General features: G+C 61.1%; 28 protein-coding genes and 1 pseudogene. 11 read left to right on the top strand and 18 right to left on the bottom strand.

Annotated features, from left to right (window positions below; genetic code table 11):
• Window positions 1-369: 369 nt before the first annotated feature.
• Window positions 370-681, bottom strand: a complete 312-nt coding sequence (locus ACZXDY_RS38420) for a hypothetical protein (RefSeq protein WP_464349109.1) — start codon at window positions 679-681, stop codon at window positions 370-372.
• A gap of 436 nt (window positions 682-1,117) precedes the next feature.
• Between ACZXDY_RS38420 and ACZXDY_RS38425 the strand changes: the two genes are divergently transcribed.
• Complete coding sequence (locus tag ACZXDY_RS38425; protein WP_464349110.1) at window positions 1,118-1,429, top strand: hypothetical protein; 312 nt, start codon at window positions 1,118-1,120, stop codon at window positions 1,427-1,429.
• Window positions 1,430-1,460: 31 nt separating this feature from the next.
• Here ACZXDY_RS38425 and ACZXDY_RS38430 read toward each other — a convergent pair whose 3' ends face one another.
• The 5 genes from ACZXDY_RS38430 to ACZXDY_RS38450 all read right to left on the bottom strand — a co-directional run bounded on the left by ACZXDY_RS38430 (window position 1,461) and on the right by ACZXDY_RS38450 (window position 8,296).
• A complete protein-coding gene (locus ACZXDY_RS38430) occupies window positions 1,461-2,282 on the bottom strand; it encodes a DUF2182 domain-containing protein (RefSeq protein ID WP_464349111.1) in 822 nt (273 codons plus the stop codon).
• 49 nt (window positions 2,283-2,331) lie between these two features.
• Entirely contained in the window at window positions 2,332-2,961 is a 630-nt protein-coding gene (locus tag ACZXDY_RS38435; protein ID WP_464349112.1) for a DUF1326 domain-containing protein, read from the bottom strand.
• Between the two features lie 165 nt (window positions 2,962-3,126).
• Window positions 3,127-4,497: a metallophosphoesterase family protein gene (locus ACZXDY_RS38440; RefSeq protein ID WP_464349124.1), complete on the bottom strand. Its 1,371-nt coding sequence runs from the start codon at window positions 4,495-4,497 to the stop codon at window positions 3,127-3,129.
• A 60-nt stretch (window positions 4,498-4,557) separates the two neighbouring features.
• Window positions 4,558-5,955, bottom strand: coding sequence for a SagB/ThcOx family dehydrogenase (locus ACZXDY_RS38445; RefSeq protein WP_464349125.1), 1,398 nt, complete (start codon window positions 5,953-5,955; stop codon window positions 4,558-4,560).
• 94 nt (window positions 5,956-6,049) lie between these two features.
• Window positions 6,050-8,296 carry a TOMM precursor leader peptide-binding protein gene (locus ACZXDY_RS38450; RefSeq protein ID WP_464349113.1) on the bottom strand — a complete coding sequence of 749 codons (2,247 nt, stop codon included), beginning with the start codon at window positions 8,294-8,296 and terminating at the stop codon, window positions 6,050-6,052.
• 862 nt (window positions 8,297-9,158) lie between these two features.
• On the opposite strand from ACZXDY_RS38450, the gene ACZXDY_RS38455 reads away from it, so the two are divergent.
• Window positions 9,159-10,025: a VOC family protein gene (locus ACZXDY_RS38455; RefSeq protein ID WP_464349114.1), complete on the top strand. Its 867-nt coding sequence runs from the start codon at window positions 9,159-9,161 to the stop codon at window positions 10,023-10,025.
• 84 nt (window positions 10,026-10,109) lie between these two features.
• On the opposite strand, the gene ACZXDY_RS38460 is transcribed toward ACZXDY_RS38455, so the two are convergent.
• The 3 genes from ACZXDY_RS38460 to ACZXDY_RS38470 all read right to left on the bottom strand — a co-directional run bounded on the left by ACZXDY_RS38460 (window position 10,110) and on the right by ACZXDY_RS38470 (window position 11,684).
• Window positions 10,110-10,544: a hypothetical protein gene (locus tag ACZXDY_RS38460; RefSeq protein ID WP_464349126.1), complete on the bottom strand. Its 435-nt coding sequence runs from the start codon at window positions 10,542-10,544 to the stop codon at window positions 10,110-10,112.
• A gap of 180 nt (window positions 10,545-10,724) precedes the next feature.
• A complete protein-coding gene (locus ACZXDY_RS38465; RefSeq protein ID WP_433994577.1) occupies window positions 10,725-11,108 on the bottom strand; it encodes a hypothetical protein in 384 nt (127 codons plus the stop codon).
• A gap of 330 nt (window positions 11,109-11,438) precedes the next feature.
• Entirely contained in the window at window positions 11,439-11,684 is a 246-nt protein-coding gene (locus ACZXDY_RS38470) for a hypothetical protein (RefSeq protein WP_028169082.1), read from the bottom strand.
• A 175-nt stretch (window positions 11,685-11,859) separates the two neighbouring features.
• On the opposite strand from ACZXDY_RS38470, the gene ACZXDY_RS38475 reads away from it, so the two are divergent.
• Window positions 11,860-13,029, top strand: coding sequence for a hypothetical protein (locus tag ACZXDY_RS38475; protein WP_464349115.1), 1,170 nt, complete (start codon window positions 11,860-11,862; stop codon window positions 13,027-13,029).
• Between the two features lie 29 nt (window positions 13,030-13,058).
• On the opposite strand, the gene ACZXDY_RS38480 is transcribed toward ACZXDY_RS38475, so the two are convergent.
• Window positions 13,059-13,316 (bottom strand): hypothetical protein, encoded by a 258-nt coding sequence (locus ACZXDY_RS38480; protein WP_463331405.1) that lies wholly within the window; start codon window positions 13,314-13,316, stop codon window positions 13,059-13,061.
• Window positions 13,317-13,602: 286 nt separating this feature from the next.
• Between ACZXDY_RS38480 and rfbA the strand changes: the two genes are divergently transcribed.
• The 3 genes from rfbA to ACZXDY_RS38495 all read left to right on the top strand — a co-directional run bounded on the left by rfbA (window position 13,603) and on the right by ACZXDY_RS38495 (window position 17,083).
• Window positions 13,603-14,478, top strand: coding sequence for a glucose-1-phosphate thymidylyltransferase RfbA (gene rfbA / locus ACZXDY_RS38485; RefSeq protein ID WP_130229139.1), 876 nt, complete (start codon window positions 13,603-13,605; stop codon window positions 14,476-14,478).
• Window positions 14,479-14,490: 12 nt separating this feature from the next.
• Complete coding sequence (rfbB, locus tag ACZXDY_RS38490; protein WP_464349116.1) at window positions 14,491-15,555, top strand: dTDP-glucose 4,6-dehydratase; 1,065 nt, start codon at window positions 14,491-14,493, stop codon at window positions 15,553-15,555.
• A gap of 208 nt (window positions 15,556-15,763) precedes the next feature.
• Window positions 15,764-17,083, top strand: a complete 1,320-nt coding sequence (locus tag ACZXDY_RS38495) for a UDP-glucose dehydrogenase family protein (RefSeq protein WP_464349117.1) — start codon at window positions 15,764-15,766, stop codon at window positions 17,081-17,083.
• A gap of 300 nt (window positions 17,084-17,383) precedes the next feature.
• Here the strand turns inward: ACZXDY_RS38495 and ACZXDY_RS38500 are convergent, their stop codons facing one another.
• The 5 genes from ACZXDY_RS38500 to ACZXDY_RS38520 form a co-directional block, all read right to left on the bottom strand.
• Window positions 17,384-17,593, bottom strand: coding sequence for a hypothetical protein (locus tag ACZXDY_RS38500; RefSeq protein ID WP_028166137.1), 210 nt, complete (start codon window positions 17,591-17,593; stop codon window positions 17,384-17,386).
• A gap of 211 nt (window positions 17,594-17,804) precedes the next feature.
• Complete coding sequence (locus tag ACZXDY_RS38505) at window positions 17,805-18,821, bottom strand: NAD-dependent epimerase (protein ID WP_464349118.1); 1,017 nt, start codon at window positions 18,819-18,821, stop codon at window positions 17,805-17,807.
• A gap of 132 nt (window positions 18,822-18,953) precedes the next feature.
• The gene (locus ACZXDY_RS38510) at window positions 18,954-19,370 is read right to left on the bottom strand and encodes a hypothetical protein (protein WP_464349119.1); all 417 of its coding nucleotides are present in this window, start codon (window positions 19,368-19,370) and stop codon (window positions 18,954-18,956) included.
• A 100-nt stretch (window positions 19,371-19,470) separates the two neighbouring features.
• Window positions 19,471-19,626 carry a hypothetical protein gene (locus tag ACZXDY_RS38515; RefSeq protein ID WP_165435534.1) on the bottom strand — a complete coding sequence of 52 codons (156 nt, stop codon included), beginning with the start codon at window positions 19,624-19,626 and terminating at the stop codon, window positions 19,471-19,473.
• Window positions 19,627-19,823: 197 nt separating this feature from the next.
• Window positions 19,824-19,979 carry a hypothetical protein gene (locus ACZXDY_RS38520; protein WP_464349120.1) on the bottom strand — a complete coding sequence of 52 codons (156 nt, stop codon included), beginning with the start codon at window positions 19,977-19,979 and terminating at the stop codon, window positions 19,824-19,826.
• 282 nt (window positions 19,980-20,261) lie between these two features.
• On the opposite strand from ACZXDY_RS38520, the gene ku reads away from it, so the two are divergent.
• Both ku and ACZXDY_RS38530 read left to right on the top strand, forming a co-directional pair.
• Window positions 20,262-21,221 (top strand): non-homologous end joining protein Ku, encoded by a 960-nt coding sequence (gene ku, locus ACZXDY_RS38525; RefSeq protein ID WP_464349121.1) that lies wholly within the window; start codon window positions 20,262-20,264, stop codon window positions 21,219-21,221.
• 59 nt (window positions 21,222-21,280) lie between these two features.
• A complete protein-coding gene (locus ACZXDY_RS38530) occupies window positions 21,281-21,508 on the top strand; it encodes a hypothetical protein (protein WP_028166141.1) in 228 nt (75 codons plus the stop codon).
• A gap of 24 nt (window positions 21,509-21,532) precedes the next feature.
• Here the strand turns inward: ACZXDY_RS38530 and ACZXDY_RS38535 are convergent, their stop codons facing one another.
• On the bottom strand, window positions 21,533-21,649 hold the full coding sequence (locus ACZXDY_RS38535) for a Flp family type IVb pilin (RefSeq protein WP_456643049.1): 117 nt from the start codon (window positions 21,647-21,649) through the stop codon (window positions 21,533-21,535).
• On the opposite strand from ACZXDY_RS38535, the gene ACZXDY_RS38540 reads away from it, so the two are divergent.
• Together ACZXDY_RS38540 and ACZXDY_RS38545 are read left to right on the top strand one after the other, a co-directional pair.
• Complete coding sequence (locus ACZXDY_RS38540; RefSeq protein WP_464349127.1) at window positions 21,594-21,761, top strand: hypothetical protein; 168 nt, start codon at window positions 21,594-21,596, stop codon at window positions 21,759-21,761. The genes ACZXDY_RS38535 and ACZXDY_RS38540 overlap by 56 nt on opposite strands.
• A gap of 154 nt (window positions 21,762-21,915) precedes the next feature.
• On the top strand, window positions 21,916-22,086 hold the full coding sequence (locus ACZXDY_RS38545; protein ID WP_464349122.1) for a hypothetical protein: 171 nt from the start codon (window positions 21,916-21,918) through the stop codon (window positions 22,084-22,086).
• Between the two features lie 143 nt (window positions 22,087-22,229).
• On the opposite strand, the gene ACZXDY_RS38550 is transcribed toward ACZXDY_RS38545, so the two are convergent.
• Window positions 22,230-23,813: a porin gene (locus ACZXDY_RS38550; RefSeq protein ID WP_464349123.1), complete on the bottom strand. Its 1,584-nt coding sequence runs from the start codon at window positions 23,811-23,813 to the stop codon at window positions 22,230-22,232.
• The gene (locus tag ACZXDY_RS38555; RefSeq protein WP_456642957.1) at window positions 23,768-24,025 is read right to left on the bottom strand and encodes a hypothetical protein; all 258 of its coding nucleotides are present in this window, start codon (window positions 24,023-24,025) and stop codon (window positions 23,768-23,770) included. Before ACZXDY_RS38555 ends, ACZXDY_RS38550 begins: the two co-directional genes overlap by 46 nt.
• A 141-nt stretch (window positions 24,026-24,166) precedes the next feature.
• Between ACZXDY_RS38555 and ACZXDY_RS38560 the strand changes: the two are divergent.
• Window positions 24,167-25,807 (top strand): annotated as a pseudogene (locus ACZXDY_RS38560) (thiamine pyrophosphate-requiring protein); the annotation flags it as partial.
• Between the last annotated feature and the right edge of the window lie 238 nt (window positions 25,808-26,045).

Consider the following 26,045-nt stretch of genomic DNA (forward strand, 5'->3'; position numbering starts at 1 on the left):
TTGCTTCCGGCTGGAGCGTTTGCCGGGTGGGACTTGCACCCACTGGAAAGCGCCGCCTTGTCACGGCGCACACCCGTCAAGGACATTGGTCGAAGCAAGAACAGATGACCCAATGACCCAATTGCGATCCAGCAAGTCAGTTGCAACGGTGCTGAACGGGCGTTTAATGCACCGTTCAGTCAACATTCAAAACGGAGCTCGTAGTCTGCAGAAGCATTTGCCACAAAGGAGAAGGCACCAAAATGAAACGGCTTCTGATCATCGGACTTACCGGCTGTGCTTTTGCGCTTGCGCCAACGATGTCGGCGTCGGCTATGCCCGCAGCAACACCCTATACGCTGGGCGGAGCCGATGAGGCGGTCATTCAGGTCAGAGGCGGTCATGGGCATGGGCACGGGCATGGGTGGGGCCATCACGGCGGTCGCGGCCATCACTACGGTTGGCACCGGGGCCATCACTACGGTTGGCATAGGGGCCATCACCACGGTTGGTACCGCGGCCACCACCATGGCTGGCGGCATCATCACCATTGGCGGTGACTTTCACCTCAGGCCGAAGAAAGGGGCTGCAGGAGTTGGCGGCCTCTTTCTCTCGCCCAGTATCTTGGGCGCAATAACCGAATGCGCAGTTCGAATTCGTGCTCGATCTTCGCCGCGGCGTGTCCTTGTCGGTCAGTTGCATGCGCCGCAAATAGATATCCGGGCACGCCAACGCGCTTCGAAGGTGTCGGAGTCTTCCAGTGGCACCGCTTGTGCGTCTATTGGATCTCCAGCCTTCGCTATGAGGACGCCGCCAGCTTCTGGAGAACGCGGTGCGGCAGATGCCTCCTTGGGCCATGCGAGCAACGATTTCGAAAGCATGGGCTTGCCCGCATACCAGCATTTTCTTCCGTCGATGAGGCGATAGGACCACCACTGCCCTCGCGGATTTGATGGCATCGCGGCGCTGCATTGTTGCGTTGCCTGTGCATTTGACACCCCGATCAACGGGAGCACAGAAATGCAAGCGGTCAAAGCTAACGATTGTAGCGGCTGTCTCATAAGCGCACCCAACCGCTTCGTTGCCGCAATCGGCTTATGGCAACGATCAAGTCGGGGCGTTCGAGTATTCCAAGGATATGGACATCATCCTTGGGGTACGACCGAAAGTGTTCTTCCAAAATGAGTTGGGCTTCGCCAATTGCCTTCAATTGTTGATCAGTCATGGCTGGTTGCTCATCAAACAAATAAATACCGGCACGAACTACCGAACGGATAAATCAAGCCATTTCTGGGAAATATCCTCGCTCTTCTTGGAGCATTCGATCAATTTTTGTTTCAAAATAGCGGGTTTTTACCGCACGGATCGACCTGACGCGAAGCCCCTCTTCATGAAGAGACGGTTGTCCGCACATGGCCTGGCCAACGGCGGCGATCGGCGATTGGTGTGAGAAAGAATTAGTTTTAAGGTCGAACTGCTCATCACTGCGGCAAGGACACCAGCAGCCAAGCGCCCGCGGCCACACATGCAATGCCGGCAGCACGCGCGATCCATCGTCCGACCGGCGTAAGTTTCTCCAAAAGGACAAGCAGTGCCAGGAGCGCAATCCAAAGCACGTTCATCACCCCGCCTACGAACAAAAGCGCCATCAAGACCCAGCAGCAGCCGACACAATAACCTCCGTGCCGAAGCCCCAGCAGCAGGCAGCCTCGCGGGTCGTCGCGAAAGCCGCCGTGGCGCATCAGGAACAGAAACGGCGACTGGCATTGAGCAAGACAGACGTCCTTGAGCGGTGTCCATTGATAGACTCCCGCCGCGATCAGCACGATTGCGCCGAAAAGGTTGCTGGCGATCACCATCCGGGAATCCAGCAGGGCTATCCGCTCGATCGCCCATTGGAGAAAGGTTGCTGCCAGCGAAAAGCCGCTCCAGGCGAGGAGATAGCCGGCCGCAAACCAACCGGTCGCGGCGAACGGCTTGCCCTGTGCTTTCCCCTGTCGGCCCACGCGGGCATACATGAGGATCATGGGTGCTGCCGAGGGCGCCATCATTCCGACCATCATCACCGCCCACATCAGGAACACATACGCGAACTCGACCGCTCGCCATGGCTCGTTGGCCGGCAACATGATTCCGATTCCGGCCGGGATCATGCGGAAGCCGGTCATGTCCATGCCACCCATGTCCATGTCGTTGGCGAGCCAGAGCACGTAGCCCCATGCCAGCGCGGCAATGATCCCGATCGCGCCGCCGACGATCCAGCGATCGCGCCGCAGCACGGTTTCCAGGGTGCCGTCGATCATTTGCGAGGAGTGCGTCCGGTCTTGTCGAAGGGCCGTATCAGGCGCTGCATCACGGCTGGTTCGACCAGCTGATCGGCGCATAGAGGCCGTTCTTGCCGGAATTGTCCCAGCGCATGCCATGATCGGTGAACGTATTGCCGGAGGCGCCAACCGCCAACACCATCCTGTCGGGGCTGACCGGATGGCCGATGTTCGCCCACATTTCGCCGCTCGGATGCATAGTCGGCAGCGGATCGACGGACATGTGCAGAATAGCAGGGATTTCCGCGGACCGCGTCTTGCCATCGATCCGGAATGTGATCGGGACTTTCTTCACCCCAAGGTTCTTGCTGATCAGCGGTGTGAACGCGGCCATAGGACCGCCGGCCGCGCCGGTGAAGATCGCGGCCAGGGCCTCGGTCTGCTCATCGTCGGCGCGCTGATCGATATAGGCGGCCACCGACCAGTCTCCGTCTGCCATGACCCCAGGTGCGTGGAGGATAACCAGAACATTGAGTCCATCGAGCGCGATGTCGCCATAGCGGCCCCTCTCGACATGGAAGATCAGCGGTACGTTACAAAAGCCCTCGGTCGGTCGCGAGGTCAACGGGGCGGCCGCTGACACAAGGCACGGACACACGAGGCTACAACTGCAATTCTCGAAATAGTCACCGGAAAGGTGCCATGGGACGTCCGCCATCGCTCTCTCCCGCTAGGCCGAACCCGACAGATTGCTTCCGAATGATCTACGTATGGTTGAAAATTACGCTGCGCGGGAAAGAACCGCAAGCCGATTCCACTATGGGGATAGCGGACGTCGCCCGGGGGCGCAGAAGAGCCAGAGGCGTCGCTCGGCGTACGCCCATCAACCCTCCGTTTGCGCAATTTGGAAATTCAGCGCCGCTCCTCTGAAGGGGCGGTCTTCACCGCCCCCTTGTCCATGACCGATAGCCCAATGCTGAGGCCACGAAAGCTGCTCTAATCCTCGCGAGGTCACAGAGTTAAAGGACGACCAATGGGGAGTGTTGTGGTGGCGGTATAGTAGACCGCCAGGACCCATATCCGGATAGATAACGATGTGGATATCGAAACCCCCGCCTCCTGGAAGATCAGGTCCAAACCAATAGGATGGACTGCGCCCCGGATCACGACCGACGATCACCGTCAGAGTTTGCTTCGGCCCCCGAAGTCCAAGCCAGAACGGCGCGATCGAGCCGGACGCGAAAGCCGTAAAGATCGTCTGCGCAGATGCTACATCGGTCGTGGCGCTCTGTCCCACTAATCTCAGTTCGATCCTCCGTCCGCTCTGCACAGATCCACTGAACAGCGCTTCGGCTTCTCCGAGCGGCAGTTCCCTCCACCGGGCGGGATCAGGATTGGGCAGCGGCCATTCCATCCTCTCCCTTACGGCACCGTCGATATCCAGTACCTGATAACGCAGGCCTTGCTCGTCAAGCGCTGCCTGGACACAGTGTAGATATTCGACGCCTTCCGGCATTCTGTGAGCCGTCCCCGCGCCTGCGGTGCAGATCTGCAGGACGCCACTGTGCGCCTGCACATCGAAGGCAAGGATGTGGCTGCAGAGGTAGGCAAGCACGTTTTCGTTCACGAGGACATCCCAGAACGGGCGAACGTACTCGTGGCCGATCTCGCGCTGATAAGTGCCGGTAAAGCCGTTGACGGGAAACACCGGGTGATGGCCAAGGACGAGCTTGTGTCGGGCATCGCCATGTGCTCTCAGCGTTGCTTCCAGCCACTCGATCTCGACATGGCCCTCACCTCCGAGGCCGCTCCAGAGCGTGTTGACGAACACCATCAGAAGGTCGCCGCGCCTGACGAAGTAGGAGAGACCAGCCTGCCCCCGCGGTCCGTTATTCGGCAGCTTGAGCACGGCGCGAAACACCGCCTCGCTCATCAGGTCGTAGGTCGTGTGATTGCCGGTTGTGTGCCAGATGGGGGTCGCCGCACGGTCGAGCCATGCCATTTCCGTGTCGAACCAATATCGCCACTGCGCGCGCAGAGCATCCGCATCCGATGTCAGTCCAATGATCTCATCGCCTGGAAAGAGAATGAATTCGGGCTGTGGTCTCAGGCGTTGAACAACTGCGTTGACCGAGGCGAACGTCTTTTCGTGCAATGCACCCGGCACGCCCGAACACGAGTCGCCATACAAGAGAAATTGGTGCCCTTTGCCGCGCGGAAGAATCGCGGGAATGGAATTATTCACAGAGTTGATGACCTTCCATTGCGATGATCGGCCAGGAGAATGGAAATTTCCAAAGGAGGCAGCAATGGTTCATGCACTCGTGAGTCCACGCCCTAGCCTTGCGGCAAGCGATTTCCTGCCGCGTCCGAGCGCGAATTGACCGACCGGGCTCTCGACATGAAATTCGAGCTCCGTCATTTTTGTAAACAGATCGATGTTGATGGTGCCTATGGCGCAGCCGCCAAGTCCCATATCGGTCGCCGCCAGGTAGAACGTCTGGATTAGGGTGCCAACGTCCTTCAGGATCAGCGAATATGCGATCGAGCTGTATTTCCAGGAAATCCGCCCAAAGCGCGCGGCGATCGTGATCAGGACCTGCGGCGCACCGGCCGCGTCCATGGCAAACTCGGCCGCCGTCGAGAGCGCATGGAGTTGCTGGGCGGAGGCGCCGATCGCGACCAGCACGTGGGCGCCGGCGTCGTAGTGGTAAAGTCCGCGGTCGAGCCCCTCGCAGTTTGACACCGCGAGGTACAATTCCAGCTCGTAGGCGCTGCCCGCGGACGGATAGGGCCTTGTGCTGTAGGTCACTTCAGGAACGCCAGAATTCGCATCGCTTTTCCATTCCGACAGCACGCGGGCTGTAGCGTCGAGAAACTGCGCGAGTTCGGCGAGCGTGATCGGATGCTCGTCGTCGAAATCCCGTATCGAATGGCGTTCGCGCAACAACTTTGCGAAGGGTGAGATCGGCTCCGGGGTGGAGAGTTTGCGCAGGTCGATTGTCTTGCCGGGCCAAGGTGGACGCACCGCTGGCAGCGGTGGGACGGCGCCCGCATAGGCGAAGGTGCCGCCAACTGGATTGGCATGCCGGCCTTCCGTGCTCCGCGTGTGAAACAGGAGATCGTGAAAATCCCAGAGAACGAGATTGCCGTCGCCTTCATTCAACCGAAGGCCGTCGCCGCTCTTCGCGTCGAGCTTGAGCAGGATCTGGCTGTCGAGCAGCAGTCCGAGCAGATCGAGGTTGAAGAAGGCCGCCTCGCGCCGAAGCTTGCTGATCTTTTGCGGCCGTGACAGGGCAGCGAGGGTCGCGGCGATGGCGGGATCGCCAATCCGAAACAGCGCGCCGGCGCGCGGCGATTCCAGCACCACCTCATTGCCGCGCCGGCGCAGATAGGCAAAGCGCGACAACACGACGATGTCAGCATTGCCCAGCTTTGCGCATTGCGGCCAGTATTCAGGGACCTGCGGCTCGATGACCACGAGATCCTGCTCGTCACGAGGAGAGTACAGGCGGTATTCGACAAGCCCGTGCCGCGCCAGTCGATGCACCAGGACGTCGACTTCCCTGGCGACGGCGCTCTTGCCGGCAAAGGAAGCGAGCGGCAGGCCGGCAGCCAGATGTCCCGCGCGAGCCATCGCGGCCGCGCTGAATGGTCCCAGACTGACCGAGTAGTCGCCCAGGGCGGCGGCGATGCTTCCGTCCGCCTGCATCTGAAGGAAAAAACGACCGTTCAATCTGATAGCAATGACTGGCGCGATCTTCCTGGCTGGCTTTTTCCGGGGAGCGCGCACGAAAGACCGAGCCTCAGGTGTGTGGTAGGAACGGCGTGAGTTCGCTTTCCTGTCGCGGGCGATCCAACAGTCCAAGCTTCACCGGAACATCGTAAAGCCGGCCCGGTGCGAAGCGGCGATAGAAATGCCGCAAGCCTGGAACGAGCACTCTGACGACGGGGACCTCGACATCGGGCCGCGTCTGGTCGAGCACGAGAAAATCGTATCCGGCGCTGGTGGCGATCTCGACGCAGGCATTGACCTGGTCGCGCGTATTGTCGTGAACCTTAAGGCTCGGCGCCGGCGGGACGATCGGATCGTCGCTGGGGATCAGGAACGGATAATCCTCCAGGCGCAGCGGCGTGACACCGTCAAGCGTCGGCTTCTCGCCGCTTCCGCCGCCCATCATGCCGATTGACATGAACTGGGTCAGCTCGGTGAGCGAACGCAGCAAAGCTATGCGGCGACCGAAATGCGCGCCGGAGCCGAACTCGATATTTTCATGTCCGTTCTGCATCCAGTGCGTGATCGCCACGTAAGCGGGAATGCCGAGATCGCTGGTGATGTCGAGCACCCAGAGCCTGCGCCCGGCATCGGCAAACTGTGCTTGCAGATCCTGCACGTAGGAATCGTCGAATTGTTTGAGGTTGACCTCGGCACGCTGCAGCCGGTTGTACCACCAGATGGCATAGGCATCGCGCTCGACCAGTTCGAGGAAGCCCTGAACAATGGCTTCCTCGCGGGTGTTGCCGGCCGCGCATCCGTTGGAGTCGGTATGGAAGCCGCCATAGAAGAAGTACAAGAGGCCGGTCGGAAGATATTTGAAGCGCTTGTCGCGCAACGACCAGACCGGCGACCACTCGGTCTTGGTCGAGGGATCGAGCGGCTCAGGGACCGGATGTGAATCGTCCGGTGACGGGGCATGTCTGTTTTGAAACTGTGTTTCGCTGAAAAGCTGGACGTCGTTGGGAAGAACGGCGTCGCCTGGAGCGAAATCGATAAAGCGGCGCTCCGTCGTGATCTCGTCACCTTGGAAAATGCCCGAGTAGCGCTCGATCGCTTCCATCAACGCGCTCGCCTCGCCCTGCTCGGCCGTGGAGCCCTTGCCGAAGCTGCCGCCGCTCAGTCCCGACCTGAGCTGATCGAGGCTTTGGGCCGGCGCAGAGAAATTGTGATAGGCGTAGAAATTGGTGTTCATCGGCAGATCAGCCTCGATCCGCTCGAGCCGCGTCACCACGCCGGTCAGCGGGCTTACATGCTTGCGGAAACGCGCCACGGTGGCTCGCGACGTCACGGTGCGGTATCCGCCGCTGGTCATGATGAGCTTTGTGCCCTCTGCAATCTCGATCGGCGTCGCAGCCCGGCGCGGATTCTGCAGCTTCTTGCTGCCGCAGGTGGGACATTGCGGGCGCCGCGCGACATAGTGCTTGGCGACGACCGCACCAGTGAGATCGAAGCTTGCAATGTGATCGCGCAGATCTGTGCGAAAGCCGGAGGCAATCGCCTTCGCAATTTCGACGGCAGCAAAGTGGATGGCGGTCTGCCCGATGGTGTCGCTCGCCAGAGGCGATACGGCGACCGCACGCGCCTGTCCGCGGTCGAGAAACCCCTTGATCTCCCGATTTCGTATCATGCGATCAAACAGACAAGTCCAGCAGGCGCTCGCGCCCGGTTTGAACACGGGTCCCACCAGTGGAAACACGCCCGACGGCTGCACCAGCAGCCAGGGCGTCTTGTCAGACACGCGCTCGCGGTTCATCTCAGCCAATCGCCGGTCAAGATAGTCGCTTACGAGCGTGATCACGAGCTTAGGCGAACGCTTGGCGAAGCGAACGCCGAGTTTGCTCAAGGCAGCGGTAAGTTCGCTCGCGCCTTTGACATCGATCGATTCCACCTGCACCGGGCAATTGCGCAGATTCTGTTCCGCGAGTTCGAGAGGCAGGCCGAGGCTCGCCCAATATCCAGCGACGGCGCCTGCGAATCCGTGCGATGCTGCCGTCACGACATATCGGCGCTCGATCAGCCGCTTGATCGCCTCCTCGATCTTATCGGGCGGGAAACTCTTCGAAAGCTGGCGGATGAGCTCTGGCGCAGCCTTTCCATTTTTTCCGACCGCCGTGGCCAGCGCACAATAGAGTTCGCCGTGCAGGAAGAACTTGCGATCCTCGGAATAGAGGCAAACCGCATCGGGAGGCAGGACATAGGCGGTGAAGTTTGGCGCGAACTGCAGGATGTCTTTGCGGGTCTGCTTCGTAACACGGGTCTTGCGATTGGCTGTCATCGGGTCAGCACGCGGATCTTGTTATTTGCCATTTCAGATCGCCCGCAAGTGTTGCAACGAAAACAGAAATGGCCGGGTCGATCGCGAGCCCGGCCAATGAATTCCTGGCTTGTCGGTACACAATCAGTACGTGCCGCAGCCTAGCACCAGCGGCACCGGCCCCAGGATGCGCAGCAACCTGCGCATGCGACCCACGGCACTCCTATTCCGATCCAACCAATGCCACAGCCACCACACCCGACGCCGCATCGGCAGGCTCTGCATCCACAGCCTCCGCAGCCGCGGCAACCACCGCATCCGCGGAAGCCACCGCATCCCCGGAAGCCACCACATCCACGACAGCCACCGCATCCGCGCTGGGCTAGCTGCACGCCGCTGCCGAGGTTTTCGTTGTCGAAGAGATGGAAGGTGGCGAGGCTGACGTCGGCCAGCTCCTCCTCACCGAGCGTGATCACCATACCGGGTGAGAAATTCTGCCTCTGTTGAACGTCGCCTGTCGGTACGGCTGCTGCCGATGCACTCCCGGCTAGCGAAAAAGTTAGTCCAGCGACTCCCAGCGCCGGTACGGCGGTTTTGGTTACTCGCCTCTTTTTCGAAGCTTGCTTCACCCGCGCCATGGTCGCATCCTCCGATGTTGCAAGAAGGATCTTCGTTGGAGTGATCCTACGCCGAGCAAATAAGGCAGGCAAGATTGATGCACACACGAAAATGTAACGACACCCGTTCAGATAGCATTCATCTTCATGAACGAAGTCGGTGCATTTTCGTTCATCGCAACGAGGTCCACGCCGTAACGCGGATTGCAAAGAGCGCGACTTGATGCAGTGCGCAATCGTCGCCAGGCTTGAGCGGAGGAATTGGCTTGATCAATCAACTCGGACGCTTCGCCTGGTATGAACTCCTGACCACGGACCTCGCGGCAGCAGGTGCCTTTTATGGCGAGGTCGTCGGCTGGGGTGTGAAGGATGCGTCGCTTCCGGAACTGGCCTACACGGTGCTCAACGCCGGCGACGTTCCTGTTGGCGGGCTTATGGAGCTGCCGGAGGAAGGGCGGCGATTGGGGGCAACGCCGAGATGGGTCGGCTACGTCGCAGTCGATGACATCGATGCGACAACCACACAGATCGGGCGTCTTGGAGGCGCAGTCTTGCTACCGCCAACGGGCAGCAATATCGGCCGAATTTCAGTGGTCGCCGATCCGCAAAAGGCGACTTTTGCGCTGGTCACTGGGCTGACATATGGCCAACGGCAACCCGTCGGGTTGGACGAGCTCGGGCGCGTGGGCTGGCACGAGTTGCTGGCCGAAGACCGGAACAAGATCTTTGATTTTTACGGCGCGCTCTTTGGCTGGCGGAAGGCCAACGCTGAAACCGACCCCGCAGATTTGTATCAATTGTTTTCGGCGGCCGGGCAGACGATCGGTGGCATGCTCACCAAGCTTCCGAGCGTGTCGCAACCGTTTTGGCTCTATTACTTCAATGTCGACGACATCGGCGCGGCTGCGAAGCGCGTGAATGCTGGCGGAGGCCGGGTTCTCCAGGGGCCGATCGAATTGCCCGATGGCTGCTGGATCGCGCGATGTGTCGATCCCCAGGGCGCGCTGTTTGCGCTGCAGGGTGCTCGGGGGCACGTCGCCGAGCGACCCTCCGCCTCGGAAGTCGCTTGGTCCGCCACGTGGGGTGGCGTTGTTTCCCAGGGCAGGATGGTGCTTCCCAAGCCGAAGCGTTAGATTCTTTTTTTGACGCGTTTTCTTCGCGCGAACCGGTGTCCACCCTCGGATCAAGTCCGAGGGCATGCTTCACTCGAAAACGCTCTAATTCATCAGAAATTTGTAGGCGACGATCAAAGCCACCATGGCTGCGAAAATCAGCAGGGCCGGCACGGATTTTCGGACGGCTGGCCTGTCGGGGGCCGACGCGGCCAGCCGAGCGGGCTGCGGCTTACGCTGTCCCTGCGACCGCACGGCGCCGTTATCCACTGACGTCACGAGGGCTTCCAGCTCTGGCGCCGGGCCAAGGCCGCCCATCTCGCTATAGTAGCTGGCGTAGACTTCGCGAACCGCCACCACCTTTGACTCGGCCTCGCTCATCCGCTCAAGCCTGGCTCGATAGTCAAGCAGGAACGCTTGCGCATTTGGAGGTAAGTCATCGAAGCTACCGAGCTTGGCCATCATGAGCCAAGTAGCAAAATCCGCCTCAGCCTTGTGGCGGGCTTTTCGGGCGATGCGGGTGCTCGGGCGTGGGGCCATAATTTTCTGACCGATTTGCAGCGCAAAATCGCGGACATTGATGGCGTCCGTTGGACGGTTCGCTCGGATGTGCGAGTTGTCCGGGCCCGCGTCAAGCACCTGGCTTTGGGTTCTTTATCTGCAGGCCACACCGGCCGGCAAAACCCGGTTAGCCAGCCAACCCGGTCGCAGCCACCGGGCTCATCGCGCGGACAAAGGGACGAAATCTTCCTGGCGCCGCGGCTGGTCGATGCGGCCGCGGAAGACAAATAATCCCTTGTTGGTTGAGACGATGTCGCCGGTCTGCAGGCTTTCGTCGTTGAGCACGCGCTCGGTGGCGATGAGGTCGGGATCCTCAGGAATCGGCATGTAGAGTTCGGGGTGCTCCCGCCTCTCGCGCGCGACTTCCCGCGCCCTTCTTTTCGCGTCCTCGATCCTCTGCCGCCACGCGTTGCGGGATATTTCAGGCGGCGGACCATCATCCGTGACGCTGGCCGCGATATCTTCCTGAGCCCGGGAGAGGCTTGCGCCATCGAGGATGCTGAGCGCAAGAACGATGGTGGCCGCCGTCTTCAATCCGCTCATTTTGCTGCCACCGCGCGCAACCGGAGATAGGAGCGCTTAATACCGGCTGCCGCTTCCCCGAGCGCCGGTTCGAGCGGGAAACGCACGCCGTACCCCAAGCGGTGGCGATGGTATGTACGTCGGCACGTTGGGCGTCGCGGTCGGACGCGCGGGCTGCTGGGGCGGATTTACGACGATGACCGAGTTCGCGTTCGGGGTCGACGGGTCTCTCACCCCCTGCGCCGCAGCGGCGCACGGGACGATCAGCACAGCCGCGAACAACAATACGCCCTTCATCGCCTTGCCTCCTGAGCGACGAGAAACGCTTAAGCCCGCCTGCGGTTCCCGAAGCTAATATCGCGGGAGTGCGACAAGTTTGCCGTCCCGATACACGCGCTGCACGGCCATGCCCGCGGGCAGGCTGCCGGTTGCAACGTTGCGAATCGTCGTAGGCCGTGACGCGCTCTGACTTGTCTGCGCCTTCTGCGCGCGCTGCGAAGCCGACATTGGGTAGTTCGGTGGATCCTTGATGCCCTGCGCCAGCGCGGGTTGCATCAAAACGACTGAAAGACCCAGAATTGGCAGGACGCCGCGCATATCAAGTACCAACTAAAGAATGACTACCCGGAATGTTGCAGGTTTTCCGGCAAAAGCAAGCGCCTTATGGCCATCTGCTCTCGGGCTAGCGGTGGCGGCATCCACAGATCATGCATCGGACTTTGAGGTCCGCGCTCTTGCTGCTAGGCAGGGGAAGAATGTTTGATCAATTGCAATGACTGCTTCCGGCGACCCGTCTGACACTGCACAAAATTCGGCGATGAGGGCGGAGTTCATTCGCATTCTCTCCGCGCGGGTGCAGTCCGTCGCCAATGATCCGACGCAAATGCGCGAGCTGGTCTATGAACTGGCCCGCATCCGGCTGCTCGAGCAATTCGGACATGGCGACGCCAGGCATTCGCGGCAGACCATGGAGATGCTCGAAAGCGCAATCGGCGAGGTCGAACGCATCTTCGCCGAGCGAAGCCAGGACATCGTGCCGCCTGCATCGGCCGCGCCACAATTCCCGCAAACCGCGCCCTCAAGCGCGCCCGCTCCACCGTCCTTGGCGGCCGAAGCGGCGCCCCCGGCAAGAGCGCAGCGCCCGACGGCGGCGCCCTCTCCTTTCAAGCACTCAAAACGATCGGGTGTGTTCGGTACAGCCATCCGGCTGGCAGCGGTATTCCTCGTTCTCGCAATCGCTGGCGCAGCCGTCTTCTACTGGCAGTCGGCGCGATCACTTGTCACTGCGTTCCAGAGCTCGCCACCCGCGCCGCGCGAAGCCGCGCCAATCGAGCGTCCGCAGGCGGTGGCCGAGGCACCGGCCGCTCCCCCTGCCCCCGCGGCGGAGCCCAGGTTTCCGCTTCCCAGCACGTTCGGCGTTTTTGTCCTGAGCGATGGGCAACTGCAGGAGTTGAAGCTGCTGCCGGGCAAGGTCCCGGACCGCCGGGTTGCCATTTCGGCCGCGATCCCGATCCCACCCCAAACCAGCGTTCCGAGCGGAGAGGTCAAATTCATTACGTTCAGGCCGGAGTTGGGTCCGGATTCCGCCGGCCCGGTCGAAGTCCGCGTCGTCGCCAAAGTCTCGCGCACGATGGGTGTCGACAGCACCGGCACGGCGAAAATGACGCAAGGCGGCGACGCCTGGGTTATTCGCAGCGCGTCCTTTCCGTTCAAGATCGGCCCCGTCGAGGATCAGCCCAAGATGCTGCTGATACAACCGGAGAACGAGGGCCTGGTGCTTTCACCGGGCCGATACGTCCTGGTCGTCAAAGGCATCGGATATGACTTTTCGGTGTCGGGACAGGTGACCGATCCCAATCAGTGCGTCGAGCGCTTCAACGCCGCGAATGGCGCCTTCTATTCGCCCTGCCCGACGCGCGAGCAAAAGCCTTCCAAGCGTTGAAAGGGATTGCAAGCGTTGAAAGGGATTGGCTACTTCGCGTCCTTCGCAGGCTCGGCATCCATCTTGCCGCCGTTGGCGACACACTTATTGAAGAATTCCCGCTGATCCTTGCCCGTCCCCTTGGCGCTGCCGGCGGCCGGATTGCCGATCTGCCGCGGAGGAAACGTCTTGGCCACCAGGGCATCGCAGGCCCGCGCCACCTCGACGGAAATCGCATGCGCCTTCGTATTGCATGCGCACAAGACAACGAAAACGGTGATCAAGCCGACGAGATTAGCCCTGGCCATCATAGCGCAACCCACGTGTCTTACCGGGTCCGGGACCCGGTTGAAATCTGGTCAACGGTCAGCGCGTTCCTGGTCCAGCGCCACGTCCCACGAGTGGCATATCAACTCCGAAATCACCACGCAAACGCGCCAGGTTGGCACGGCGGGAAGCCGCGCTCGATGAGCGCCCGTATTATAATACCGCATGATTAATCGGGGCAATAAATATTAATATTATATCCAGCTTTATTTTTATAATGAGATCGGATTATTTATAACCCGCTTTATATTTAAATCGGGATTGATCATGAAGGGCATTATCCTCGCCGGCGGGACGGGATCGCGCCTCTACCCGGCGACGACGGTGGTCTCAAAGCAGCTCTTGCCCGTCTTCGACAAGCCGATGATCTATTATCCGCTGTCGACGCTGATGCTGGGCGGCATCCGCGACATCCTGATCATCTCCACTCCGCAGGACAAGCCGCTGTTTCAGCGGCTGCTCGGCGACGGCAGCGAGATCGGCGTCCGTTTTTCCTACGCCACGCAGGAGACGCCGCGGGGACTTGCAGACGCCTTCATCGTCGGCCGGGAGTTCATCGGCACCGACCCCGTCGCATTGATCCTGGGCGACAACATCTTCTACGGCCACGGTCTGCCGGAGATGCTGTCCGCGGCCTCGCAGCGCAAGAAGGGCGCCACCGTGTTCGGCTATGTCGTGAAGACGCCCGAGCAATACGGCGTGATCGAGCTCGACAATAGAGGCCGCGCACTCTCGATCGAGGAGAAACCGAAGCAGCCGAAATCCAACGTCGCCGTCACCGGGCTGTACTTCTACGACAACGACGTTGTCGACATCGCCGCCAAGGTCAGGCCATCGGCGCGCGGCGAGATCGAGATCACCGACGTCAACAACGCCTATCTCGATCGCGGCGATCTCTACGTCGAGGTGCTCGGCCGCGGCTTTGCCTGGCTCGACACCGGCACGCACGCATCCCTCGTCGATGCCAGCTATTTCGTCCAGATCCTCGAGCAGCGCCAGGGCCTGCGCATCGCCTGCCCCGAGGAGATCGCGCTGCGCCAGGGTTACATCTCGCTCCAGGCCTTCGCCAGGGTGGCGCAGAAGACCGCCAAGAGCAGCTACGGCGAATATTTAATGTCGGTTTATCGTTCGTTTGAGCATTAGAGGCAGCTCATCATGCGTTTCAAGGGCTCGACCATTTTTGTCACCGGCGGCGCAGGATTTATTGGCTCCGCCGTCGTGCGTCATCTCTTGCGTGACACCCATGCCCGCGTCGTCAATATCGACAAGCTCACTTACGCGGCGAACCCCAATTCGCTGCCCGGCGCCGCTCAGAACCTGAACTATAGCTTCGAGAAGCAATGCATTTGCGATGGCGCGGGGCTCCGCCGCCTGTTCGAAAAATACCAGCCCGACGCGGTGATGAACCTCGCCGCCGAGAGCCATGTCGACCGCTCGATCGATGGCCCCGGCGAATTCATCCAGACCAACATCGTCGGCACCTTCACCATCCTGCAGGAAGCGCTGCGCCACTGGCGCACGCTCTCGCCCGAGAAGCGTGAGCAATTCCGCTTCCTCCACATCTCGACCGACGAGGTGTTCGGCTCGCTCGGCGACGATGGCTTCTTCACGGAAACCACGGCATACGCGCCGAACTCGCCCTACTCCGCGAGCAAAGCCTCCTCCGACCATCTGGTGCGCGCCTGGCGCGAGACCTACGATTTGCCGACGCTGATCACCAACTGCTCGAACAATTATGGCCCCTATCACTTCCCGGAAAAGCTGATTCCGCACATGATCATCAAGGGCCTGGCCGGCGAGCCGCTGCCCGTCTATGGCGACGGAAAGAACATCCGCGACTGGCTCTATGTCGAGGACCATGCGAAGGCACTGACGCTGGTGCTCGAGCGCGGCGCGGTCGGCGAGACCTACAATGTCGGCGGCCGCAACGAGCGCAGCAACCTGCATGTGGTCGAAACCATCTGCGACCTCCTCGACGAGATCTCAATGAGCGCACGGGGCCCGCGCCGAAACCTGATCACCTTCGTCGCCGACCGCCCCGGCCACGACCGCCGCTACGCCATCGACGCCTCCAAGCTGGAACGCGAATTGGGATGGAAAGCACTGGAAACATTCGAGAGCGGCATTGCGAAAACGACGCGTTGGTTTTGTGACAATCGTCCGTGGTGGCAGGCCATCCTCGATCGGGGCTACGAACGCGCCCGCATCGGGCTGGGATAGGCCCGAGATCATAATCCAATAGACGGAACACCGGTTTCCACTTTTCCGGATCATGCTCCAAGCCCCGCAAACGGGCGGGGGATTGCCTTTGACCGTCATTTGGTCATCATGGAAATGGTTCAGCTATGACCGTTCAAGTCACAGCGTGACACATCCACACGCGCCTCAACGTGGGCGATCCACTTAAGAAGAGCTTTCAGGATCCGATATGCGAATAACGATGGTGGGCACGGGTTACGTCGGCCTCGTCTCTGGCGCTTGCTTTGCTGACTTCGGGCATCAAGTCACCTGCGTTGACAAGAACGCGGAAAAGATCGCGGCGCTGAAGCGAGGCGAAATCCCGATCTTCGAGCCGGATCTGGATCGGCTGGTGGAAACCAACACGCGGTCCGGACGGCTGTCGTTCACGACTGACCTTGCCGATCCAGTCTCTCATTCCGACGCCGTTTTCATAGCGGTCGGAACCCCGTCGCGGCGGGGCGATGGTCACGCGGACCTCAGCTATGTCTACGCGGCGGCCCGCGAGATCGCGGCGAGCCTCAAGGACTTCACTGTGGTCATCACGAAATCGACGGTTCCGGTCGGAACCGGCGACGAGGTCGAGCGCCTCATTCGCGAAGCCAATCCCGACGCCGACGTCGTGGTCGCCTCCAATCCCGAGTTCCTGCGCGAGGGCGCGGCGATCAGGGACTTCAAGCATCCCGACCGTATCGTCGCCGGCACGGACGACGAGCGGGCCAGAAAGGCCATCTCCGAGATCTACCGTCCGCTCTACCTCAATCAGGCGCCACTGATGTTCACCGGCCGCCGCACCGCCGAGCTGATCAAATACGCCGCGAACGCCTTTCTTGCGACCAAGATCACCTTCATCAACGAAATCGCCGACCTTGCCGAGAAGGTCGGGGCCGATGTGCAGGAGGTCGCGCGCGGCATCGGCCTTGATAATCGCATCGGCACCAAGTTCCTCCACGCCGGCCCTGGTTTCGGCGGATCGTGCTTTCCAAAGGACACGCGCGCCCTGATCAAGACGGCACAGGATTATGAAGCGCCGATCCGCATCGTCGAAGCGGTGCTGGCGGTGAATGAAAACCGCAAGCGCGCGATGGCGCGCAAGGTCGTCTCGGTGCTTGGCGGGTCGCTGCGCGGCAAGACCGTCGCGCTGCTCGGCCTGACCTTCAAGCCCAACACCGACGACATGCGGGAGTCGCCATCGATCCCGCTGATCACGGCGTTGCAGGATCTCCGGGCGAAGATCAGGGCCTATGATCCGGAAGGCATCGAACAGGCACGCGCTGAACTATCCGACGTCACCTATTGCGACGGCCCGTACAGTTGCGCCGAGGGCGCCGACGCGCTGGTGATCGTGACCGAGTGGGAGCAATTCCGCGCACTCGATCTGGACGCCTTGAAGCAGAAGATGGCCAATCCGGCCATCATCGACCTCCGCAACGTCTATCGACCCAGCGACGTCATCGCTCACGGATTCAAGTACGAAAGCGTGGGCCGACCGACGCCGTCGGCAAGCTAGAGCGTTTTCGAGCGAAGCATGCCCTCGGACTTGATCTGAGGGTGGAGACCGGTTCGCGTGAAGAAAACGCGTCAAAACAAGAGCTTCGGTTCTGATTCAATCAGAACCGAAGCTCTAGAGCGTTGGCCGCGAGTTCGCTTCACCTCTCCCGCTTGCGGGAGAGGACTCTCTCCACTCAAAGCGTGTGTATCGCGGAGATAGCCCCACCCCAGCCCTCCCCCGCAAGCGCGAGAGGTGCGCAGCGTCGATCGCGGATGCAATTCGAGCAAGTATTATCACGCTACAGCCGAAAGAGCGCCATCAATCCTGGATCAACGCGCCGGCGCGATCATGCGCCTTCGTTGGCGGTGATGCTTCAGCGACGGAAGACTTCTCCGAGGAACCGCGAATCCCATAGGGCGCGTACAGCAGATAATGCGCCCGACGTTTCCGCGAGCGCCAGTCGCGCGCTGCATATCCCAGCAGAAAGCCGACTGAGAAGGTGACAAGCAAAATCAACGCGGGAAACATGACATCAACCCAACATGCTTGCCGACAATATATCTCGTTCTGACAATATTTTCATGTGCCGGTTGTGACGACAGCATGATTGACGCGCTGAAACATTATTCAGACGCCTGACTTCATGTGCAGACGGCTGCCTCGATATTGATCAAAGACAATGTTACGACGGCTGACGGTACGCCGTTATGACGGCGGCAATACAAACCGAAGCTATCCGTCACACGCGATGATAGTCGCGGAACCAGGCGACGAACTTCTCGACGCCATCCTCGATCCGGGTCTGCGGCCGAAAGCCGATCTCACGCGCGAGGTCATCGACGTCAGCAAAGGTTGCGGGCACGTCGCCGGGCTGCATGGGCAGCAGTACCTTCTCGGCCTCGCGCCCAAGCCCCTTCTCCAGCAGCGTCACCACGTGCATCAATTCTTCCGGCTTGTTGTTGCCGATATTGTAGATGCGCCACGGCGCCGTGCTCGAGCTCGGATTGGGCTCGTCGCCGGACCAGTCCGGATCGCCCTGCGGCACGTGATCGACCAGCCGTATCATCGCCTCGACGACGTCGTCGACATAGGTGAAATCGCGCCGCATGTTGCCGTTATTGAACAGGTTGATCGGCTTGCCCTCGCTGATCGCGCGCGCGAACAGATAGAGCGCCATGTCTGGCCGATACCAGGGGCCGTACACCGTGAAGAAGCGAAGCCCGGTCATCGGGATGCGGTAGAGGTGGCTGTAGGAATGGGCGAGCAGTTCGTTCGCCTTCTTGGTCGCGGCATAAAGGCTGATCGGATGATCGACATTGTCGCGCACGGAGAACGGTTGCTTGGTGTTGGCGCCGTAGACCGAGGAGGATGACGCGAACAGGAGATGCCGGCAGCCATTATGCCGACAGCCTTCCAGGATGTTGATGAAGCCCTCCAGGTTGGAGTCGGCATAGGCGTGAGGATTCTGCAGCGAATATCTGACGCCCGCCTGCGCCGCCAGATGGACCACCACCGGAAAGCGGTACTGCTCGAACAGCGCCTTCATCCCGGCGCGGTCGGCGAGATCGAGCTGGTGGAAGGTGAAGTTCGGATGCTCCTTGATGAGATCGAGGCGGGCGAGCTTAAGCGCCGGATCGTAATAGTCGTTGAGATTATCAATGCCGATGACGCGCTGGCCGGCCGCCAGCAATCGTTGTGTCAGATGAAGGCCGATGAACCCCGCGCAACCCGTAACCAGCAAATCGTCTGCAGACACCGCTTTCTATCCTTCGCGTCATACTACCCAGCAGCACGATCATCGCCCGACAATGCGTCGCGGTGAAGGCTTCAGCGGAACCGATCGGCCAATTATCCTTGGATCGGTGCGACCCGGGGTCGGGCGCCTGCCCTAATTGTTCGCAGCCGTCTTGTAGTCCGGAAACCGGCTCAGCACGGCGGCCTTCATGAACTTGAAGTGCGAGATCGCCGCCGAGAGTTCCTGCAGCCGGCGCTGCCCGTTGGCGATCTCGGCGTCGAACAAGTCGTGGTGATAATTGTCGAGCGGCTCGCGCTCCAGATACTCGTCGGTGCCGTTGCCGAGCGTCACGGCGGCGCGCGCCAGGACATCGTCGACACGGCGGCTCAGGCCGCTCTGTTCGCTTTCCGCCGCCTGCAACGCATTGTCGATCGCGGCCACGATGGATCCCACCCGCAGCCGGTCGGTCTCGGCGTCGCGCTCGGGCGAACGCGCGCGAAAACCTTCATCGATCCCGAGCCGGGCCTTGATGAAGTTCTGCGCTCGGGATCGCAAGAAGAGCTGAAACATCTGCGTTCGTCCGGTCCGGGGCCCTGCGGAGCAACGCGCCAAAGTCGCCCCGTCTTAGTTAAGGAACGGTAAAGTTGCGGCGGTCACCCCCCGGCGCGGATCAAGAGAAACTCCAGAGCATCAATTTCAGGAACAGCGAACCCAAAAGGTAGACCCAGCCTACCATGGCGAGCAGCGCCACCGCCAGGAACGCGCCGGAGAAACTGCGCTCCTTCACCCGCGTCAGGAACGAAACTTTTTCTGGTGGGGAGGGCATACCGGATCTGCGGTGGAAACCTTCAGATCCGACTTCTACGGAGCAAATTCGATAAACTGGTGACGCTCCTCTAGGCGCCACCTTCCAGAGACTTTGTGGGCAATACGTGTCGGTGGAAGTACCAGTCGCTCGGTTTCCGGGGTCTTCGGCCGATGCACCTGCATCAGCAGCCAATCGACCGAACCACCGGCCATCTCTCAGGTGTGGAAGAATACGAACCAGATCACGCCGAGGATCAGAACCGCGAGCCCGGTCGAAATCGACAACAGCGCGGCCACAGAAGGTCCTGGTTCGGCCTGGCGCGCCTCGGTCGGGGTTTCAACAATCCGGCCATCTCGGTGTGTCGTTGCCATGCGCCACCTCATTCCATTCAGTTAGCAGTTAAGTGCCTGTAACTGCCGGCTAATGCCTGATGCCCCTCCTGGACGCAACGCATGTTGGGAAGCGATGTTCCGGATATATTGGGGACCCTGACCGGCCAATGCGTCGCATCAGGCCGCGAGAAAATCCGCAAGAACCATGCCGGCCATCAGCGGTTAACCGTCATTGACGGGTTCACCGTTTGGCCATGTTTGAAACCCGGTTCCGCGGTGGTATCCTCTACCTCCCGTCTGTTGCGTCTTCGGAGTATCCCCATGGCCCCCCGCGCCAACTGGAAGGGTTTTTTGCGGCTGTCGCTCGTGACCTGTCCGGTCGCGCTCTACCCGGCCACGTCAGACACCGAGAAGGTCTCCTTCAACCAGGTCAATCGCAAGACCGGGCACCGCATCAAATACGCCAAGGTCGATGCCGAGACCGGCGAGGAAGTCGCCGCCGAAGACATCATGAAGGGCTACAAGGTCGATACCGACACCTACATCGAGATCACCAAGGACGAGCTCGACGACATCGCCCTGGAATCGACCCGCACCATCGAGATCGATGAATTCGTGCCGAAGGCGGATATCGACAGCCGCTATCTGATCCGCCCCTATTACCTCGTCCCGGACGGCAAGGTCGGCCATGACGCGTTCGCGGTGATCCGCGAGACCATCCGCAGCCTGAACAAGGTCGCGATCGGCCGTGTGGTGCTGACCAACCGTGAGCATGTCATCGCACTCGAGCCGCTCGGCAAGGGCCTGATGGGAACGCTGCTGCGCTACCCCTACGAGGTCCGCGACGAGAAGGAATATTTCGACGACGTGCAGGACGTGAAGATCACCAAGGACATGCTCGATCTCGCCAAGCACATCGTCGAGCAGAAATCGGCCGACTTCGATCCCGAGGAGTTCGACGACCGCTATGAGACCGCGCTGATCGAGCTGATCAACCAGAAACGCAACGGCCTGCCGGTGGCGAAGGCCGCCCCGAAATCGACCGGCAACGTCATCAACCTGATGGACGCGCTCAAGCGCAGCCTTGCCAATGAGCAGCAGGCGCCCGCTCCCGCCAACGCAAAAGGCAAGAAGCCGAAGAAGCGGGTCGAGGGCCAGCGCGAAATGCTGTTGCCGATCGCGGGAAGCGGTACCGGTGCCGGCAAGCGCGCCACCAAGGAAGAGCCGAAGAAGGCGGAAAAGCCCGTGCGCGCGCCGACCCGGGCCAAGAAGGCCGGATAGGCGAAAAAGCAGCTGGCGGTCTCATGCAATGACAGCGACGCGGCAGGCGGCAAGCTGACATGCCGTGGTCGACGCCTTTCGAGCAGCCGATCGTCCTGCGCGGCGGCCGCAAGCTGGTGACGCTCCAGCACGCCGCCGACTACATCATGAAGCTGCCTGAGCCGGTGCAGCAGCGCGAGTGCTGGCAAACCGCCGTCGAGAATCTGATTCATGCCGCCGAGAGCGGCGGCGGTTGGCTGATGTTCGCGCGGATTGCGATGCTGCGAGCGCTCAACGAAGACGGCTGACCGCCGCGCGCACGTGATTTCTGTTTACTGCGGAAAGTTGTCGCGGACCCGGACAAAGAGCGCCCTGACGTCTTGGCCAAGACTGGTGACCGCAGCGACGATCACGATGCTGATGCTGCAGGCTACCAGGCAATATTCGATCGCGGTTGCTCCGCGCTCGTCGTTGAAAAAACTTGAAATCAACTGGCGCATCAAAATCCCCGCCGACGCCTCGCGCGGGTTTCTCCCGACTTGCGTCTTGGCCGCAACCTAAAAGCCGACTGGTTGATGCCGCATTGACGGACAGGATGAACGATTGATTAAGGCCATGCGCGGATTGCGCCGGTATTCATACGGTACGGAAAATTTACCAGACGTTGCGCGCCATCCTCGCACAGTCGGCGTCGGTACTGCCGCCGAGGAAGCACATGCCCCAAGAAACGCGAGAAACACGCAGGAATTATATCGGCATTCTCTACGAGGAGACCGACGAGCCGCGCATGGTGGCCGAACTGCGGAGCGGGAACGATCGCCAGGTGGGCCGATATCTTCAAAGGCTGGTGGCGGCGGTGTTCAATCGACGCATCGAGGCGAGATGATTTCCATCATCCGCATCGATCGTCAAAGCAAATCAGCGGGCCGCTACGACGGCTGACCCGCTGACACCTGGCGCGAAGCAATCCGGAGCAAGACGCCGGATTGCTTCGTCGCCGTTTCCTCGCAAAGCGCGAGGTGAAGGCGATCAGAAGTTGCGCTGTGCGCGAAGCTGCAGGAAGAACGTATCCTGGTCCTTGAACTCGTAAGTCGCAGCCGGCTTGGGGGCGGAAGCTCCAAGGACGGCCGTACCCTGGAATTTCTGGTCGAGGTGGAACCACTGGAATTCGGCCGAGAACGTCAGGTTCTTGACTGGAGTCCAACGGGTGACCGCGCCGAGCTGCGAGACGTTGAAGTCGGGGTTGCAGACGTAATTCGCGCTGACCGCCTTCGCCGGCGTCGTGAAGTTCGCGCAAATGAACGCTTTCGCTGTGCCGTCATACCGCACCGCCGAATAGCTGCCGTAGAAGCTGGTCGACCAGTACGGATCCCAGTTGTGGTTCAACGCACCGCGGAAACCGAAGGACTCAGTCAGGTGCAGCGATCCGTCGCCGCCGGCCGCCACCGGCAGGTAGACACCGTCGGTCGTCGCGCCGAAGCCGATGCTCTGATACGCACCGAAAGCGCCACTGCCACCGAACATCGCAAAGCTCGGCGAGGCCGACGACGTCGCGATCACATATTTGGTCGCGCCCTTGGCGTAGCTCGCGTCGAACTTGATGTCGTCGCCAGGGCCGGTCGGGACGTTCTTGATGTTCACGCCGACCATCGTCGCGAAGCCCCAGGAGTCGTCGGGATGCCCGGAAAGCTCGGATGCCGCGGTCGGCGCCGCGCCCGGAAGACCGACGCCGCCCGCCGGAGCGCCAGCCGTGTTGAGGGTGTTGTAGGACGCACTCACTTCATGCGCCGCGGCCGAAACCTGGAACAGACCCCAGGCCTGGTCGACACGGACGTTGCCGACGACGTCGGGCGAACGGACACCCGCATAGGCGTTGCCGGTATTCAGCGTCGCGTTCAGCGGCAGCGCCAGATTGTAGACCGCCGTGCGATCCCAGACCACCGGATCGTCAAGCCCGATACTGGCCGACACGCCGTTGCCGAACTGCGCGGTGTACTGGATGTTGTTGACGCCGGTGTCGGTGTTCTGGCCGCCCATCAGGAAGGACGAGTTGTTGCCCGGGAAGCCCTGCCATGGCGTCGCGTAGGCGGAAGCAGACTTACCGAAGGTGAAACCGGCAAACTGAATGAAGATATACTCGACCGCGACATAGCCGCCGCCGGGCGTGTCGAGGAGCTGCGCGCCGGCAACCGGCAGCGAGCCGTTGACCGAGTTCGGATTGTTGGTGCTGCCGCCGAGCGTGGAGAACTGGAAGTCGGCCTGCATGAAGGTGCGGACCGTGCCGTACTCGGTGGAGGTGCGCGTGTCGAACGTCAGCGCCATGCGCGCGCGGGTCGCGAAGTCATCGCGATAGCGGTTGCCCTGACCGAGATCGCCGTTCCAGGCCGGCTGGCCCTGCGGACCGCCATTGAATGTCGTGTCGACGCGCAGATAGCCGCCGATCTTCATGCAAGTATCGGTGCCCGGGACGTACCAGAAGCCGGCGCCGTACAGCGAACAGACCTTCACATATTCAACGGCCTTCGCCTTGACTGGAAGATCGGCTGCTTGTGCGCCGCTTATGGCCATCAGGCCGGCGGCTGTGCCGAGAATGAGTGTTCGCGCCCGTAACATCTGATCAAATCTCCTGGTCCCTCAACATGCACACGCATGTTTGAGGCGTTACCTAATGCAAAAACTTCCGGCGCGAATAACAACGCGGTGAGGTCGATGCTGTCGGCGCCGCGCTGTGACGTTTCCGCCACGATTACGCTTCGAAGTTCATCGAATGATGGGTTGTTGTCGAACGCCGCGTCATCGACCGCGTGTATTTTCGCAAGTGCCATTCGTGCATCGCGCCCCTCCGCATCGCCAAACGCATAACTGCAGCCCCGAGGTGCGCGCGACGCATGCTTTACGCGCCCACGGAATCCTGATCCTCTGTTGCAAAGCGGTCGGATGAACCGACCGCGACCCAAGGGAGAGACACGGCCATGAAGCTCGGCACGGCGATTGCGGAAATCATGAAGCGCGAGGGAATCGAGATTCTCTGCGGCTATCCCGTCAATCATCTGATTGAGCACGCCGCCAACGCCGATATCCGCCCTATCATGGTGCGGCAGGAGCGCATCGGTGTGCACATGGCGGACGCGATCTCCCGCGTCACGTCCGGCCGCAGCATCGGCGCGTTTTGCATGCAGCACGGCCCCGGCTCGGAGAATGCGATGGGCGGCGTGGCGCAATGCTTCGGCGAGTCGGTGCCGGTGCTGGTGCTGCCGATGGGCTATCCGCGCCGGCTGGCGAACGTCGAGCCGAACTTCAATTCCAGCCAGGCGATGAAGGCGTTCACGAAATCGTCAGAGCCGATCATTCTCGCCTCCGAGGTCTGCAACATCTTCCGCCGCGCTTTCACCAGATTGAAGAACGGTCGCGGCGGACCGGTCATCGTCGAAATCCCTTCCGATATGTGGAACGAGGAGGTGCCGGAGCCCTTGAACTACACGCCGGTGCTGCGCACCCGCTACGGCGCCGACCCCATGCATGTGAAAGAGGCCGCCGGACTCCTGATCAGCGCCAAGCGTCCCGTGATCTATGCCGGCCAGGGCGTGCACTATGCCCGCGCCTGGCCGCAACTGAAGCGCCTTGCCGAACTACTCGCCATTCCCGTCACCACGAGCCTCGGCGGCAAATCGTCATTTCCGGAGACGCATCCGCTCTCGCTCGGCTCGGGCGGGCTCGCGGTGCCGCGCGCCGTGCCGAAATTCCTCGCTGATGCCGACGTGATCTTCGGCATCGGTTGCTCGTTCACGGAAACGAACTTCGGCATCGCGATGCCGAAGGGCAAGACCATCATCCATTCGACGCTCGACCCCAATCACCTGAACAAGGATGTCGAGGCCAAGGTCGGCCTGGTCGGGGATGCGGCGCTCGTACTCGATGCGCTGCTCGACGACATCGGCAAGACCGTCACGTCGGATCGCGATGCCAGCGCGGTCGCCGCCGAGATCGCCGCCATCAACAACGAGTGGCTCGCGAAATGGATGCCGAAGCTCACCCATAACGAGGCGCCGCTCAATCCCTATCGCGTGCTGTGGGACCTGCAGCACACCGTCGATATCAGCAACACCATCATCACCCATGATGCCGGCAGCCCGCGCGACCAGCTCTCGCCGTTCTGGAAGTCGGTCGAGCCCCTCTCCTATCTCGGCTGGGGCAAGACCACGCAGCTCGGCTATGGGCTCGGGCTCGCGATGGGCGCAAAGCTGGCGATGCCGGACAAGCTCTGCATCAACGTCTGGGGCGATGCCGCCATCGGCTTCACCGGCATGGATTTCGAGACCGCGGTGCGCGAGCGCATCCCGATCATGTCGATCCTGCTCAACAATTTCTCGATGGCCATCGAATTGAAGGTGATGCCGATCTCGACCGAGAAATACCGCTCGACCGACATTTCCGGCGACTACGCCGCGATGGCGCGCGCCTTCGGCGGTTACGGCGAGCGCGTGACCAGGCCTGAGGACATCGTGCCGGCGATCAAGCGCGGCATCCAGAAGACCAAGGAAGGCGTCCCGGTTCTGCTCGAATTCATCACCAGCAAGGAGACCGAGGTCTCGAGGCCGGGAACCTGACCTTTCTCCCCTTGTGGGAGAAGGTGGCGCGCATGCAATGCGCGACAGATGAGGGGTTGTCTCCACGGGCACGGGTGCTCGCGGAGAGAACCCCTCACCCAAGCGAGTTCGTTGCCGGCAGCGGAGCTGCCCTCTCCCACAAGGGGAGAGGGCGCAGCAACGGTCCTGACCGGCTACATGGGTAACAGAATAGACCGACGACATGGGTAACAGGTCAACTGGTCGGCAAGGAGGACCT

The organism is Bradyrhizobium sp. LeoB3 (genome assembly GCF_055456055.1).